This window comes from Bacillus sp. USDA818B3_A (genome assembly GCF_009928415.1).
Lineage (GTDB): Bacteria > Bacillota > Bacilli > Bacillales > Cytobacillaceae > Neobacillus.
This window is the reverse complement of the sequence record NZ_JAABNN010000012.1, coordinates 1-14,716: the sequence shown is the minus strand read 5'-3', so window position 1 is coordinate 14,716 and position 14,716 is coordinate 1. Positions and strand designations below refer to the sequence as shown.

16 protein-coding genes are annotated in these 14,716 nt (G+C 42.7%); 11 read left to right on the top strand and 5 right to left on the bottom strand.

Annotated elements, in window-relative coordinates; genetic code table 11:
- Positions 1 to 118 precede the first annotated feature (118 nt).
- The 3 genes from GXK58_RS17570 (at position 119) to GXK58_RS17560 (ending at position 2,008) form a co-directional block, all read left to right on the top strand.
- Positions 119 to 1,138, top strand: a complete 1,020-nt coding sequence (locus GXK58_RS17570; protein WP_160724474.1) for a thiazole biosynthesis adenylyltransferase ThiF — start codon at positions 119 to 121, stop codon at positions 1,136 to 1,138.
- Positions 1,139 to 1,313: 175 nt separating this feature from the next.
- The gene (locus GXK58_RS17565; RefSeq protein WP_160724473.1) at positions 1,314 to 1,619 is read left to right on the top strand and encodes a YwdI family protein; all 306 of its coding nucleotides are present in this window, start codon (positions 1,314 to 1,316) and stop codon (positions 1,617 to 1,619) included.
- Between the two features lie 17 nt (positions 1,620 to 1,636).
- Positions 1,637 to 2,008: a DUF423 domain-containing protein gene (locus GXK58_RS17560; RefSeq protein WP_160724472.1), complete on the top strand. Its 372-nt coding sequence runs from the start codon at positions 1,637 to 1,639 to the stop codon at positions 2,006 to 2,008.
- A 59-nt stretch (positions 2,009 to 2,067) separates the two neighbouring features.
- Here the strand turns inward: GXK58_RS17560 and gerQ are convergent, their stop codons facing one another.
- Together gerQ and hemQ are read right to left on the bottom strand one after the other, a co-directional pair.
- Positions 2,068 to 2,553, bottom strand: a complete 486-nt coding sequence (gene gerQ / locus GXK58_RS17555) for a spore coat protein GerQ (RefSeq protein ID WP_160724471.1) — start codon at positions 2,551 to 2,553, stop codon at positions 2,068 to 2,070.
- 272 nt (positions 2,554 to 2,825) lie between these two features.
- The gene (hemQ, locus tag GXK58_RS17550; protein WP_160724571.1) at positions 2,826 to 3,569 is read right to left on the bottom strand and encodes a hydrogen peroxide-dependent heme synthase; all 744 of its coding nucleotides are present in this window, start codon (positions 3,567 to 3,569) and stop codon (positions 2,826 to 2,828) included.
- A 249-nt stretch (positions 3,570 to 3,818) separates the two neighbouring features.
- On the opposite strand from hemQ, the gene pta reads away from it, so the two are divergent.
- A complete protein-coding gene (pta, locus tag GXK58_RS17545) occupies positions 3,819 to 4,790 on the top strand; it encodes a phosphate acetyltransferase (protein WP_160724470.1) in 972 nt (323 codons plus the stop codon).
- 101 nt (positions 4,791 to 4,891) lie between these two features.
- The gene (locus GXK58_RS17540; protein WP_160724469.1) at positions 4,892 to 5,737 is read left to right on the top strand and encodes a lipoate--protein ligase family protein; all 846 of its coding nucleotides are present in this window, start codon (positions 4,892 to 4,894) and stop codon (positions 5,735 to 5,737) included.
- Positions 5,738 to 6,002: 265 nt separating this feature from the next.
- Here the strand turns inward: GXK58_RS17540 and GXK58_RS17535 are convergent, their stop codons facing one another.
- Positions 6,003 to 6,782 carry an RsfA family transcriptional regulator gene (locus GXK58_RS17535; protein ID WP_160724468.1) on the bottom strand — a complete coding sequence of 260 codons (780 nt, stop codon included), beginning with the start codon at positions 6,780 to 6,782 and terminating at the stop codon, positions 6,003 to 6,005.
- 323 nt (positions 6,783 to 7,105) lie between these two features.
- Here GXK58_RS17535 and GXK58_RS17530 point away from each other — a divergent pair, with 323 nt between their 5' ends.
- From GXK58_RS17530 to GXK58_RS17520, 3 genes are all read left to right on the top strand, one after another.
- The gene (locus GXK58_RS17530) at positions 7,106 to 7,327 is read left to right on the top strand and encodes a DUF1450 domain-containing protein (RefSeq protein ID WP_160724467.1); all 222 of its coding nucleotides are present in this window, start codon (positions 7,106 to 7,108) and stop codon (positions 7,325 to 7,327) included.
- Between the two features lie 272 nt (positions 7,328 to 7,599).
- On the top strand, positions 7,600 to 8,895 hold the full coding sequence (locus GXK58_RS17525) for an HD domain-containing protein (RefSeq protein WP_160724466.1): 1,296 nt from the start codon (positions 7,600 to 7,602) through the stop codon (positions 8,893 to 8,895).
- 103 nt (positions 8,896 to 8,998) lie between these two features.
- Positions 8,999 to 9,502, top strand: coding sequence for a YwgA family protein (locus GXK58_RS17520; RefSeq protein ID WP_160724570.1), 504 nt, complete (start codon positions 8,999 to 9,001; stop codon positions 9,500 to 9,502).
- Positions 9,503 to 9,619: 117 nt separating this feature from the next.
- Here GXK58_RS17520 and GXK58_RS17515 read toward each other — a convergent pair whose 3' ends face one another.
- Positions 9,620 to 9,805 carry a 2-hydroxymuconate tautomerase gene (locus GXK58_RS17515; RefSeq protein WP_160724465.1) on the bottom strand — a complete coding sequence of 62 codons (186 nt, stop codon included), beginning with the start codon at positions 9,803 to 9,805 and terminating at the stop codon, positions 9,620 to 9,622.
- A 186-nt stretch (positions 9,806 to 9,991) separates the two neighbouring features.
- On the opposite strand from GXK58_RS17515, the gene GXK58_RS17510 reads away from it, so the two are divergent.
- Both GXK58_RS17510 and GXK58_RS17505 read left to right on the top strand, forming a co-directional pair.
- Positions 9,992 to 10,642, top strand: coding sequence for a site-2 protease family protein (locus GXK58_RS17510; RefSeq protein ID WP_160724464.1), 651 nt, complete (start codon positions 9,992 to 9,994; stop codon positions 10,640 to 10,642).
- Between the two features lie 15 nt (positions 10,643 to 10,657).
- On the top strand, positions 10,658 to 11,170 hold the full coding sequence (locus GXK58_RS17505) for a YwhD family protein (protein ID WP_160724463.1): 513 nt from the start codon (positions 10,658 to 10,660) through the stop codon (positions 11,168 to 11,170).
- 144 nt (positions 11,171 to 11,314) lie between these two features.
- Here the strand turns inward: GXK58_RS17505 and GXK58_RS17500 are convergent, their stop codons facing one another.
- Positions 11,315 to 13,381, bottom strand: coding sequence for a transglycosylase domain-containing protein (locus GXK58_RS17500; RefSeq protein ID WP_160724462.1), 2,067 nt, complete (start codon positions 13,379 to 13,381; stop codon positions 11,315 to 11,317).
- A 370-nt stretch (positions 13,382 to 13,751) separates the two neighbouring features.
- Between GXK58_RS17500 and speE the strand changes: the two genes are divergently transcribed.
- A complete protein-coding gene (gene speE / locus GXK58_RS17495) occupies positions 13,752 to 14,579 on the top strand; it encodes a spermidine synthase (RefSeq protein ID WP_160724461.1) in 828 nt (275 codons plus the stop codon).
- The last annotated feature ends 137 nt before the right edge of the window (positions 14,580 to 14,716 follow it).

The following is a 14,716-nucleotide window of genomic DNA, read 5'->3' as shown; positions in this document are numbered from 1 at the left end:
CAAAAGTGCCGATAAATTCGAGAAAAGTGCCAATAACAACTAATTATGCCAGGTAAAGGACTCGATGATGAAAAAAACTCGCCTATTTGGCGGGTTTTTATCGATTAGGGGGGATAGAATGAACGAACGTTATTCAAGACAAGTCCTTTTTCAAGGAATCGGCAAGGAAGGGCAAGAAAAGATCTCCAAAAAACATGTCCTCATCATCGGAGCCGGTGCCCTGGGCTCTGGGAGTGCCGAGGTACTGACAAGGGCTGGTGTCGGTAAAGTTACGATTGTCGACAGGGATTATGTGGAGGCCAGCAACCTGCAGCGCCAGCAGCTATATACAGAAGAAGATGTTGCGGAGAAACTCCCTAAAGCTGCAGCAGCAGAAAAACGCCTGCGGGCAATAAATTCCGATATTGAGATACAGGCAATCATTGGGGATGCGAACGCAGAGCTGCTGGAAGAACTGGCAGTTGATGTCGATCTTATGATGGATGCGACCGATAATTTTGAAACCCGGATGGTGATGAATGACATTTCACAGAAACACAATCTCCCCTGGATTTATGGTGCCTGCGTCGGCAGCTATGGGATGAGTTTTTCAATTATTCCCGGGAGAACGCCGTGTTTAAATTGCTTGTTGCGGACGATCCCGCTCCAGGGAATGACCTGTGATACGGGTGGAATCATCTCGCCGGCGGTCCAAATGGTGATTGCCCACCAAACGGCTGAGGCCTTAAAGATGCTGGTTGAGGATTGGGAGGCGGTAAGGACCACCTTTGTCAGCTTTGATTTATGGCGCAATCAGTACACAAGCTTAAAAATGTCCAAAGCCAAGTTTGCTGGGTGCTTGTCCTGTGGTGAGGAACGAACGTATCCTTATTTAGATCATGAAAATACGACGAAAACAACTGTGCTGTGCGGCCGCGATACGGTGCAAATCCGTCCATCCAAGCAAGGAGAGATTTCTCTTGAAAAATTAGCAGCTCAGCTTAGTTCGTTAGGTTACGAAGTGAAAGGGAACCCATACTTGATATCAGTAGAAATGGGCGGGGAACGGATGGTTATTTTTCAAGATGGCCGTGCGTTGATCCATGGAACGAAGGATTTAACCCATGCCAAGACGATCTATCAACGGATATTAGGTTAAGAAGGAACCCGTACCAGAGAATGGTGCGGGTTTTTTTCTTTATCAGTTGAATGGCCTGAACCTAAATCGACATGTTCCACGTGAAACATGTCGAAAATCGGATAAGGTGTATATGATCGTAAATTTGTCTATAATCATGTAGAATAATAACGAGATTGAATGTAGAGGTGCCACAATGAATATATCCGTTGATAAATTACTTTTAAAAATAGAAGAGGAATTAAGGTTAGCAAAAAATAGTACAAAGGAAGAAAACTTGCGGGAAAAGATTTACTCTATTAAAATATTATGCGAACTCGTCCTAGACGAGGGCCAGACGGGCGTGAAAAAGGCCGCACCTGTACAGCCAAGCGTAACACAGCAAGTCTATCAGCAGCCTTTAATAAATCAACCAGTATTTCAACAAGGTCCGTCATTACAACAGCCTAAAAAGGTAGAGATGGACGATGAAGCAAATGGGGATTCACTACTCGATTTTTAAGATGGGGGAAAATTTATATGAAAGCATTTATTATTGTAGGTGCGATCAACGCATTTATAGCAGTAGCACTGGGAGCGTTTGGTGCACACGGACTTAAAGACAGGCTTGATGCTTACTATCTGGACATTTGGAAAACAGGGGTAACCTATCAAATGTTTCATGCCACTGGGATATTGATAATCGGCCTGCTTCTTGGAAAAGTGCCAATGAGCTCTCTTTTTACATGGTCAGGATGGTTAATGCTGGTCGGAATTATTTTCTTTAGTGGCAGCTTGTATCTTTTGAGTTTAACGAAAGTTGGGGTTTTAGGGGCGATTACACCAATTGGGGGAGTGTGCTTTTTGGCAGCCTGGGTGTTAATCATTGTTGGAGCAGTCAAGAATTTTTAATGTGAAAAAGGCATTGGGGATATTCCCCAATGCCTCTTTATTTTTAAGTTGCGTTCTTCTTATCTTGGCGGGAAGGTTCCTAATTGAGGCCCTGCACCAAAAGGATATTCATACTCAATCTCTTCAGAGAACGTAATATAATCGACGGCAACCATTGGAATGAGGAAGCGTGTGCCGACTTGCGGGTCGCTTAAGATGACGTGGTCGCGGCCGGCCGCTTCAATAATTCCTCTAAATTCTTTGGCATTCCATTGATTGTTTCCTTCGAAAGTAGCAAATACGCTTACTAATTTACCTTTGTTTAAGCGAAGAATGTTTTCGATGTATGATTGTTCAATTGGCAGCATGCCAGGAACAGATGCCCCCCCTTGTGACGGAGCTGTTGGCATTCCTCCACCACCACCTGCTGGTGGAAATTGCTGTTGAAAGCCTGGCTGGCCTCCTGGGAACCCTTGTTGGCCTGGAAATGATGGTACGCCCGCGCCTTGCTGGCCCGCAGCGCCTGTGTAAGGCTGAAAACCTTGAGGATTGTAATATTGGCTCATTTTATTTCCCTCCTGTAAAAAACTAAAATCATTATGAAAGCAGCTAGACGAATGACCTAACAATTCTATTCATACTCCTGTAAAGCCAAAATGGTGACAGTTTTTTCAGCTCTTTTCTCACCTCTTTTTGATGAGACTTTTGGAGCTTTTTCTTTAGACTCGCTGTTTAAATAGTATGAGGTAAAGGAATGAAATATGACTTGGAGAACGAGGATTGGGGACAAAAAAAAGGTCTCAGGCTAAAGCCTGAGTACCTTTTTATAAAAAAGAATTTAAACATGTAAAAAGCCGGGTACGCGTTCTTCTTCTAGCAAATTCCCAACAAAGAAGGCACCAAATTCACCGTAGCGGGCGCTGACTTCATCAAAGCGCATTTCATAGATGAGTTTCTTGAATTGAAGAACATCATCGGCGAACAGGGTTACGCCCCATTCGTAGTCGTCGAAACCGACGGAGCCGGTGATAATTTGTTTCACTTTACCAGCGTATGTACGGCCGATCATACCATGGCTGCGCATTAAGCTGCGGCGGTCTTCCATCGGCAGCATATACCAGTTATCATCACCTTGGCGGCGCTTGTCCATTGGATAGAAGCAGACGTGCTTCGCTTTTGGCAATGTTGGGTAAAGTCGTGCAAGGATTTGTGGATTTTGGTAAGGGTCCTCACCCGCTGGAAGATAGTTGCTCAGCTCTACCACTGATACATAAGAATGAGCAGGGACCGTAAATTCCGCCAATTTTGTTTTATTGAATTCGGTCTCGATTTCGTTTAGTTCCTCCATCGTAGGACGAAGGATCATCATCATAAAATCGGCTTTTTGGCCGACGATTGTATATAAAGCATGGCTGCCTTCTTTGCGTTCCTGCGTTTCGTTCCATTTTTCAACCATACTTAGAAACTCGTGAATCGCGGCCTCGCGTTCATCGTTCGGGAGCATCTTCCATGTGGTCCAATCAACGGTACGGAAATCATGAAGGCAATACCAGCCATCAAGCGTTTGTGCTGCTTCACTCATTGTAATCACTCCTAAATCATCAGTCTTCTTATTACCAATCTTAACTATATCATAGTTTGACCAATCTGCACTTTTATAACACATCAAGTGGATATTTTTATGAAAAAGGGTAAATAGTAAAAGAGAGTGTTGAATTTTTTGAAAACAAAAACTTTTTAGTGTAACCGCTGTCTGTGACTTACATTGCTTGAAATTTTACTATGGTAAAGTAAGCTAGAAGGGGTAGATTTATTAAGGAGGATATTAAACGTGAGTGATTTATTTGAAGGATTAAAACAGAAGATCTCTGGACGTGACCTGCGAATTGTTTTTCCAGAAGGATTAGATGAGCGGATTATTCGTGCAACCAGCCGTTTGGCTGAGGAAAAATTAGTTACACCTATTTTGGTGGGTAACATTGAACAAGTCCAAGCAAAGGCACAAGAGCTTGGTGTTTCTGTTGAGAATACAGAAATCTATGACCCGGCCAATTATGCAGGTATGGAAGAGTTGGTGGCTGCATTTGTTGACCGCCGCAAAGGGAAAGTAACAGAAGAGGATGCCCGTAAAATTTTATTAGATGAAAACTATTTTGGAACAATGCTTGTTTATTTAAATAAAGCACACGGCCTTGTAAGTGGTGCGGCTCATTCTACAGCGGATACGGTTCGCCCTGCCTTGCAGATTATTAAAACAAAAGCTGGTGTGAAGAAGACATCTGGTGTATTCATTATGGTTCGTGAAGATGAGAAATATGTGTTTGCGGATTGTGCAATTAATATTGCACCGGACAGCAGTGACTTAGCGGAGATCGCCATCGAAAGTGCGAAGACAGCAGAAATGTTTGATATCGAGCCTCGCATTGCGATGTTAAGCTTTTCTACAAAAGGTTCAGCTAAATCACCGGAAACAGAGCGTGTAGCAGAGGCAGTTGCTGAAGCAAAACGCCGTGATGCTTCTTTAGTTTTGGATGGTGAATTCCAGTTTGATGCAGCGTTTGTTCCTTCTGTGGCAAAGAGTAAGGCACCAGGTTCTGTCATTCAAGGGGATGCAAATGTATTTATTTTCCCTAGCCTTGAAGCAGGAAACATCGGCTATAAAATTGCGCAGCGTTTAGGCGGATTTGAGGCGGTTGGCCCGATTTTACAAGGATTAAATGCACCGGTAAATGACCTGTCACGCGGCTGTAATGAAGAAGACGTGTACAAGCTTGCATTAATTACGGCAGCACAAGGTTTATAATGGAGAGATAGGCTGGTCCAAGAGGGCTGGCTCTTTTTGTGTGGATACGCAAGCTTTCTTTTTGATAAAATAAGCCTATTAACCATTAAGGAGTAATTTAAATGGAAGGTTTACTGCGCCAGCCCGAGTGGCGGATCATTGATCAGTCGGCGGTTGGGATTCATTTTCAAGCATTACAATCATTTGGTACGGATGATACCTTATGTGCGTCTGTTGGAGCGGGCAAGGCACCGGCCACAGCACGGACGTGGGTTCATCATAATACCATCGTGTTAGGAATACAGGATACGAGATTGCCATTTTTACAGGAAGGCGTTCAATATTTGGCTTCTCAGGGTTATCAGCCGATTGTACGGAATTCCGGCGGGTTAGCGGTTGTACTCGATGAAGGGGTGCTCAATATTTCATTGATTTTTCCCGAGGTGGAAAAAGGGATTGATATCAACCGGGGCTATGATGTGATGTGGCAGTTGATTCAGCAGATGTTTGCGGATTTTCCTATGTTGATTGAGGCACGGGAAATTGTTGGCTCTTATTGCCCGGGAAGTTATGATTTGAGTATAGGCGGAAGGAAGTTTGCCGGGATTTCACAGCGTCGTTTAAAACGCGGTGTGGCGGTGCAGATTTATCTTTGTGTCAATGGAAGCGGCGGGAAGCGGGCTGAGTTAGTCCGGGAGTTTTACCGGCTTGCTAAAAAAGATACCCAAACGAAATTTGTTTATCCAGACGTAGTGCCAGAGGTCATGGCTTCGCTGTCAGAGTTACTCGGGGTTGAGCTCTCGATTGCCGATGTCATGCTGCGGTTATTGAAGCAGTTAAAAGCAAATAGTGATTTGTTGTATGCGGGGCAGTTGAATGAGTATGAGCTCTGCTTGTTTCCGGGATATTATCAGCGTGTGGTAGACCGGAACGAAAAAATTGCTGAGATGGTGAATTCAAATTGTTAACGGAGTATTGCTTTTAAGCAATGTGGTGATTGGAGCGGAGGGCACTCGACTCCTGCGGGAGTACGGGGCTGGGGAGACCCCGCAGGTGCAAAGCGCCGAGGAGGCTCCCCGGCACGCCCGCGGAAAGCGTGTGCCTGGAGCGGAGATCAACACCCAAGTTAACAACATAGTTAATAATAAAAAAGCCGTAAATCCTTCGATTGATTTACGGCTTTCTATATGAAGTTGCTGCAACGCTTTGCCTCTTCTCCCTTTGGAAAGATGCCTACTCTGCTACTTTTTCAAGATTTCCGTTTCGATCCATTTTGAATTTAGTAGCGGGTCTTTCCTCTTCTTCAAATAAAACAAGTTTGCGGGCACGATTCATGATTTTCATGAGTGTCTCATAGTCTTCTTGAATAGTCTCGGTATTTTGCTCAAGCCCTTCAATTTTTGCAGTCATTTCCTCATTTTGCCTTCTTAGCTCGGCAATTTCTCTTTTCAATCTTTCATTCTCACTTTTTAGTGCTTCATTTTGCAGATTGGCATGATGAAAGTTTTGTAAATAAGAGATAACGGAATCAAGCGATAATCCACCTGCAGGTGCAGCGTTTCGGTAGTTTTGTACCGCAGCTGCAACAGGCTTGACATAGGTTTCGACGGCCATTTCCGTCTGCATTTCTGGCATTTCTGGTATTTCTGACATATCAGGAATGTTAATGGTTGATTCCATTGGCGTCTCTACATTAAGTGGTGCTAGTGTGTCTATTTCCTCTGCAACTGGAATCGGCGGATTGTAAAGCAGCTTTTTCTTGCCGCCTTGATCTTTCCCTAATACTCTTTGTCTTTGTTTTCTTTGTTTCTTCGCTAGTTGCAGCGCTTTTTCATAGCGGTGGCGGACGACGGCATTCCATCTAAAGCCACAGGCTGCGGAGGTGCGGTTAAGTTTATCTCCTACCTCTTCAAACGCGTTTAGCTGGGTGCTTCCTTCTCTAACATGACGAAGAACGGTTTCAGCTAATAGTAAGTCATTTTCATCTGTCCATGCATCTTGACGAACTTTCATATCTTTCAACTCCCTGATTAAATTTACCAATTTGTCAGTTCCATTGACTGACGTTTTTTTAATTTCTAATCTTAGGATGGACAAGTTTTTCAAGGTTTATACCAAAATTAATACAAGGATAGTAGATTTTTTAACTATAAGATTCAAGGGAGACTGACAGGAGTTGCTAATGATTGCAGCTTGCATTGAAAAAAAAGAACCTGTAAAATACCTATGGAGTTAAACGGTTTGAAAGATAATTATTTTTGCCAAATTACTATTTGTGTAAATTGGATAAAATAGTGATGAGATAATAGATTGACGATAGAAAGGGGTGGATGTAAATGTCCAATGAATTTCGTGTTTGCGATGATTGCCAAGCCGTGAATTTGAAGACATTGATCCCTCGTTTGAAAGAAATGGATCCGGATGCCGAAATTAAAATTGGCTGCCAATCTTATTGCGGCCCTGGCAGAAAAAAGACCTTTGCCTTTGTTAACAACCGCCCTGTTGCTGCCTTAACGGAAGAGGAATTAATGGAAAAGGTTAATAAGAAAATCAAGTAAAGCGTGGGCTTTAAAATAGATAATAAAAAAGAAAATCACCTGAGTTCTCCTAAACATAGGTGGTTTTTCTTTTTGTAGCTTGGTGCCTTTTCGGTGCCTGTCACCGTTAGCAATTCGTTTGTGTTGTTTATGGTGACAGGCACCATTAATAACACCGCTGGTGTCGAAAAATCGTGCGGAATTTTGGTGGATTTTGGTATATAATAGGAGTAATGATTTTACTGGCCGATTGGCAGTAGGAAGATAGGTATGTTAAGAGGAAGAGGGATTCCATGCAGTATTCGGCTGAAAAGTTAGCAGAAGAAAAAGTGTTTAAAGATCCGGTCCATCGCTATGTTCATGTTCAAGACCGGGTGATATGGGATTTGATTGGAACAAAAGAGTTCCAGCGGCTGCGCCGGATCAAGCAGCTTGGAACGACCTTTTTAACCTTCCATGGGGCAGAACACAGCAGATTTAATCATTCACTCGGTGTTTATGAGATTGTTCGCAGAATCATTGATGATGTTTTTGCTGGCAGGCCGGAGTGGAATGATGATGAACGGCTCCTCACACTATGTGCAGCGCTTCTCCACGATCTAGGTCATGGTCCGTTTTCCCACTCTTTTGAAAAGGTATTTGATTTTGACCACGAAGACTTAACAAGAGCAATTATTTTAGGGAACACAGAAGTCAATAGAGTGCTTCTGAAAGTAAGTCCTGATTTCCCCACGCAAGTTGCTGAGGTCATCGCTAAAACATCGGCGAAAAAGCTGGTTGTCAGCATGATTTCCAGTCAAATCGATGCCGATCGGATGGATTACTTACAGCGGGATGCTTATTTTACTGGTGTCAGCTACGGTCAATTTGATATGGAACGAATTTTACGAGTGATGCGGCCTAAGGAAGAGCAAGTTGTCATCAAGAAAAGCGGCATGCATGCGGTTGAGGATTATATCATGAGTCGTTATCAAATGTACTGGCAAGTATATTTTCATCCTGTCTCACGCAGTGCGGAAGTGATATTAAGAAAAATCTTGCATCGTGCCAAATATTTATATGAGAACAATTATTCTTTTAAACTGGAACCAATCCACTTCACGTCCCTTTTCCAAGAAAAAGTGACACTAGAAGACTATTTAAAATTGGATGAGTCAGTCATTTTGTATTATTTTCAACTATGGCAGGAAGAGAGCGATCCTATTATAAGTGACCTTTGCCGGCGATTTGTAAATCGCAATCTATTCAAGTACGCAGAATTTGATCCTGCAAAGGAATATAAGAAGCTTGCACAATTAACAACCCTGTTCGAAAAGGCAGGGATTGATCCTGAGTATTATTTGGTAGTAGATTCCTCTTCAGATTTACCATATGACTTTTACAGGCCCGGTGAGGAAGAAGAGAGGCTGCCGATTCACTTGCTAATGAAAAATGGAGAACTACGGGAATTATCCCGGGAATCTGAGATTGTTGATGCGATTTCAGGAAAGAGAAGAACGGACCACAAACTCTATTACCCAGCTGACTTCCTTGAAGACAACTCCAGCCATAGTGACTTAAAAAAGCAAATACGTGCCCTTTTGGATTAGAATTGGTGCCTGTCACCGTTATAGATCTTAACATAGTGAAAATATGAAATTTGGTGCCTGTGACCAAAAAGATCTGTTTAGATGGAGTAGGAGATGACGAATGTTGTTAAAAGATCATGCCAAGCTGATGCAGGCGATTTTGGTTTCTGGTGAGATAACTGGAAGGAAAAAGCTGCAGAAGATGATATATATTGCGAAAAAGGTAGATTTCCCTTTTCATGAGCGGTTTCAGTTTCATTTTTATGGACCCTATTCAGAGGAACTAACGACTAGAGTAGAAGAACTTTGTAATATGGGATTCTTAAATGAGGTGAAGGAAAAGAAGGGCGGTTACTACCAATATCACTATACACTGACGGAGCCGGGGAAAGAGTTTTTAAGCTTAAATGAAGTGGAGATGCCATGTTTAGAGGATTGCTTTATTGATATGAATGAGCAAAATGCTAGATTTCTCGAACTAGTTTCAACGGTTTTGTATTTTGATAATCTCTCAAAAGAAGAAGTTACAGATAAGGTCTTTACCCTAAAAAGCAGCCAGCGTTATACTCTTGAGGAAATCGATGAAGCCTATCAATACATTGAAACCTTAAAAGGTAAAATACAATAATATCGTTGTTCAAAAAAAACGCCAGGGAGTTGAAAACCCAATCAAGGCGTTTTTTTGTTGGTGACAGGCACCGTTTCTACTATTTTTAGATGGAAAATGGTGCCTGTCACCGTTATATTATTTGTCGCTTTCGCGGACGCCGGCTACCCCGTAGTGGTTTTTGCTCATTTCTTCAATGAAAACGACGACTTTTTCTTTTGGTGCGCCAGTTGTTTCGCTGACGGCTTCAGTTACTTTTTCCACTAACGCACGTTTTTGGTCTTCATTGCGTCCTTCAAGCATTTTTACTGTTACGTATGGCATCTATGATTCCTCCTTAAAGTTTAACTACTAGTAGTGTTCCACAATCCCATGAAAAGTGCAATATGAAGAGAACATTTGATTTTCTTTTTACAAGCTGTATCAGTTATACTAAAAGAAATAAAGAACGAAAGATAGCACGGTTTAGCTCATAAACCTATTGGTTTATAATAAGGAAGGAGAAATCAAATGGAAGGATTCCTGGCCTACCCACTGCGGTTAATCCCATATGTGGCGATTACCCTGATCTTTGCCTTTACATTTCATGAGTTTGCCCACGCTTATGTGGCCCATAAATTCGGCGATCAAACCGCCAAAAATCAAGGCCGCCTAACACTAAATCCGCTTCAGCATTTAGACCCAATCGGAACGATCCTTATTTTTATTGCCGGATTTGGCTGGGCACGTCCGGTGCCTGTCAACCGCTTTTATTTTAAAAAGCCCCGCCTGGCAGGTATCCTTGTTTCTATAGCAGGACCGCTCTCCAATCTTATCCTTGCCTCGGTTGGTTTTATCGTTGGTTATGGCCTTATGCGTTTCGGTGTAGCATCTTCTGTCCATTTTGATGAATTCTTAATGATTTTTATTAATTTAAATATCGTCTTGTTCATCTTCAATCTGCTGCCGCTGCCTCCGCTCGATGGCTATCGGGTAATAGAGGACCTTGCGCCAAACCATGTACGTGCTAAAATGACACAATTCGAACAGTATGGGATGTTAATCTTTTTAATTTTGGTCATTACCCCGCTAGACCGTTATACCATACAGCCTATTTTTAATTTCGTTGTCCCAGGGTTAAGGGACGGATTAAGTAATTTCTTCTACTCACTATTTTTCTAGGAGGTCTTTGTTTTAATGGAAGAAAATAAGAAAAAGTTGGGATTTAATATTATTAAAAAAACAGACCCAATGGCTGGCCATAAAGGGTTTGGAAAAGGAGCATTGAGTCTTGATAATGTTTCCCCGGTCATCATCGATGTGGAAGCGGGGGAAGCTGAGATTGATGTCGGTGCTATGCATGCCCGCAGTGCCGTGGAAAAAGGGATTAAATTCCTGAAAAGTCAAGAAGAGGTGCCAAACGGTAAGCCATATTGGCTTGTCTGGGTGACGATTGACCGTAATGAGGAAGGTCCTTATTATGCAGGTGTGACTGCTTGCTATATGACCGTGGACCGTGAAATCCGCCGCGGATACAAATCTTTGCCTGAGCATGTGAATCGGATGGACAAATCACTCAAACGACATATTATTGTAGATGTCATGGATGATCGTTCGAAAAAGATTTTGGCTGATTTTTTACGGGCACATAATGAGGTATTATGGGAGAACTCTCTTGATGAACTGAAACAAGGACTGTTAGGAGAATAACTTTTTTAGAAAAATATGAAAGTTAATTTGTTGAAGTTTTTTCTAAAAATAAGGTAATATATAGTCAGTGTTAATAACACTGGTAAAACTAGGACAAGAAAAGCTCCGGAGCAATCCGGAGCTTTTCTATTTATACTTTCGATTCTAATCCCAAGGCATGATTTTCTTATACCAAGGTACCTTTTCCTGATTATCTTTTTTCTTGGCTTCATGGTTTGCGTTCTTTAAGTGATCTGTGCAATATTCAGTGGGCTCGGTTCCTTTGACAAAGTAAGTAAAACGGCGGACAGGACAATCCTTTGTTGCCAGTTTGCCATTTTGCGGGTTAACATACAACCCGATAACTCCGTCTTTAGGCTGTTTAAACGCCTTCACCGGTTTCCCTTTTAAGGCTTCTTCCATAAAGCTGGCCCAAACCTTTTTCGCATAGGTTTTCTCGGCTACCACTTCAATTGGTTTGCCCACATCATAGCCTGCCCATACAGCTGTAACCAGCTGCGGCGAATAGCCGATCATCCAGCTGTCTGTTTCAGTTGAGCCGGACTTCCCGGCATAAGGCCTGGTGATCGTCTTAGCCACCGTGCTTCCGGTTACCTTGGCATAGCCGTTTAACTTTGAATCAAACACACCTGTTAACATTTGTGTCATGACGTAAGCTCTAGCAGCGTTTAATACTCTATCGTGATAATCTTCCTTTTCAAAAATGACGTTTCCATTATAATCTTCTACTTTTGTAATTAACACAGGATGGACCTGTTTTCCGCCATTTGCAAACATACTGTAGGCATTGGCCATTTCAATCACGCGGACTCCTGATGTACCTAAAGCAAGGGATGGGACCTCTTCCATTTTGGTTGACAGGCCAAATTTCTTAGCTGTCTCAATTAAAGTGTCTTCTCCTAAAAACAAATGTGTTTTAACAGCAAAAATATTGTCGGATACCGCAAGCGCCTGGGCGAGTGTGATTTCACCATTGGCATATTTGTTATTGAAGTTATGCGGTGTGTAATCAGCCTGGCCATCGTCAAAATGAAAGGTGGTATATTCGCTCCGCATGGTGGATGATGGGGTAAAGCCATGTTCCAGGGCCGCATAATATAATAACGGCTTAATGGTTGAGCCCGGCTGCCTTATAGCTTGGACGGCGCGATTAAATGGACTTTTTTCATAATCCCGTCCGCCGACCATTGCCTTTACATTACCGTTTTTTGGATCCATTGCGACAAGACCGATTTGAATTTCAGATGAACTGGCCACATTTTTTTCGATTTGGCTTTCTGCAGCTTTCTGCTGTTTTAAGTTAAGGGTTGTATAGACTTTTAACCCGCCAAGTGCGATGGTGCGTTCATCTAAATGAAGCTGGTTTTTTAGGGCATTCCGAACCGCATCCTGAAAATATGGTGCTACTTTTACTTTTTGGCTGGTATGAATACCTGCTAATCTAAGCGGTGCGGCTGCAGCGGTTTGAGCTTCTTTTTTAGTAATATAGCCGTTGTCTACCATCGTTTGTAGAATAATCTTTTGGCGGTCTTTGGCTTTTTCCAGATTGGCAAACGGTGAATAGATTCCCGGCCCTTTTGGGATTCCAGCTAACAAGCTTGCCTCAGCAAGGGTTAAGTGAGAAGCCTTTTTTCCAAAATAATATTTGCTGGCAGCCTCGACCCCGTAGGCGCCGTTGCCGTAATAAATGGTATTTAAATAGCCTTCAAGAATCTCTTTTTTGGAATAGTTCATTTCAAGCCGGATGGTATAAAAAGCTTCATTCAGCTTACGCTTCCAGGTTTTATCGTGCTCAAGAAACAGGTTACGGGCATATTGCTGGGTGATTGTACTTGCACCCTGCACTTTGGCAAAGGCCTGAATATCAGCGACCACAGCGCCGGCAATTCGTTTGAAATCAAAGCCATGATGCTCGTAAAAATTTTTGTCCTCAACGGAGATCGTCGCATTGACTAATTCGGGTGAGATTTCCTTCATATTGACCCAATAACGTTTTTGGCCGCTGTTGCTCTCACCGATTAAGCTTCCGTCATCTGCAAAAAACAGGGTTGATTGTGGGACAGCCAAGGGCGGTGCCCCTAGTATTTTTGCATAACCGAGAATGCCGGCAAAGAGAATGAGCATACAAATCATGCCTATCAAACTGATGATAATAAACGCCCGGAGATATTTAATTGTCTTTCGAAACCCTTGATCAGTCATGATTTCCATAAGTTCACCCACCTTAAAAGCGGAAGCGCTTCGGAGCTTAGCGCTGCAGCTAGATATTCTTCAGATTTACACTTTTAAAAATTAGATAGTAATAGTATTGAAAAAATAGAGTCATTTTAAACATTCATGGAAAAATTCTTTAAATTTTGCTAGACTTTTTCTTGTGTTTGTAATTCAATAGTTTGGGTAGCATATTAGAAAAGCGGAAGCGGCTTGACCAGGGGCGACAGGCATAAGACGAGCCGGCGAGAAGGCTGTTCTTTAGCCTTCTTGACGGTTTGGCTTATGCCCCCGAGCCCCTAGGCGCTGGAGCTGGCCAAGGAAAAGCGGAAGCGGCCGCTGGACTTTATGCATATGGAGGAAGTTGGTCATGACAATTTGGTTTACAGAAAAGCAGACTGAAAACTTTGGAATTACCATGAAAGTCAACAAAACCTTACATACAGAGCAAACTGAATTTCAAAAGCTTGATATGATTGAAACCGAAGAATGGGGCAACATGCTGCTGTTAGATGACATGGTGATGACATCTGTCCGTGATGAATTTGTTTACCATGAAATGGTTGCCCATGTGCCATTATTCACCCATCCCAAGCCTCAGAATGTATTAGTTGTCGGCGGAGGCGATGGCGGAGTGATTCGTGAAGTACTTAAGCACCCAAGTGTTAAAAAAGCCACCTTAGTTGATATTGATGGGAAAGTAATCGAGTACTCAAAGAAATTCCTTCCCGAGATTGCCGGCAAGCTCGACGATCCACGAGTCGATGTCCGTGTCGATGACGGCTTTATGCATATCGCAAACAGTGACAATGAATATGATGTTATAATGGTGGATTCAACTGAACCTGTAGGCCCAGCGGTCAATTTGTTTACACGAGGTTTCTACGCTGGAATTTCTAAGGCGTTAAAGGAAGACGGCATCTTCGTTGCCCAGTCGGATAATCCGTGGTTTAAGGCCGACTTAATTCGGAATGTGCAGCGGGATGTGAGAGAAATTTTTCCGATTACTCGTTTGTACGTTGCCAATATTCCCACCTATCCAAGCGGATTATGGGCGTTTACAATCGGTTCTAAGAAATATGATCCACTCGAGGTTAGTGAAGATCGCTTCCACGAAATTGAAACAAAATACTACACAAAAGAATTACATAAGGCAGCGTTTGTTTTGCCTAAATTTGTTGGCGATTTATTAAAGTAATGGCTGGTAAAGTTTATTGTTGATTGGAGCGGAAGGCGCTCTACTCCTGCGGGAGTGAGGGGCTGGGGAGACCCCGCAGGCGCAAAGCGCCGAGTTATCATGAACGAAACTAGCTCCTACTCGTAAATGCGTAGGTT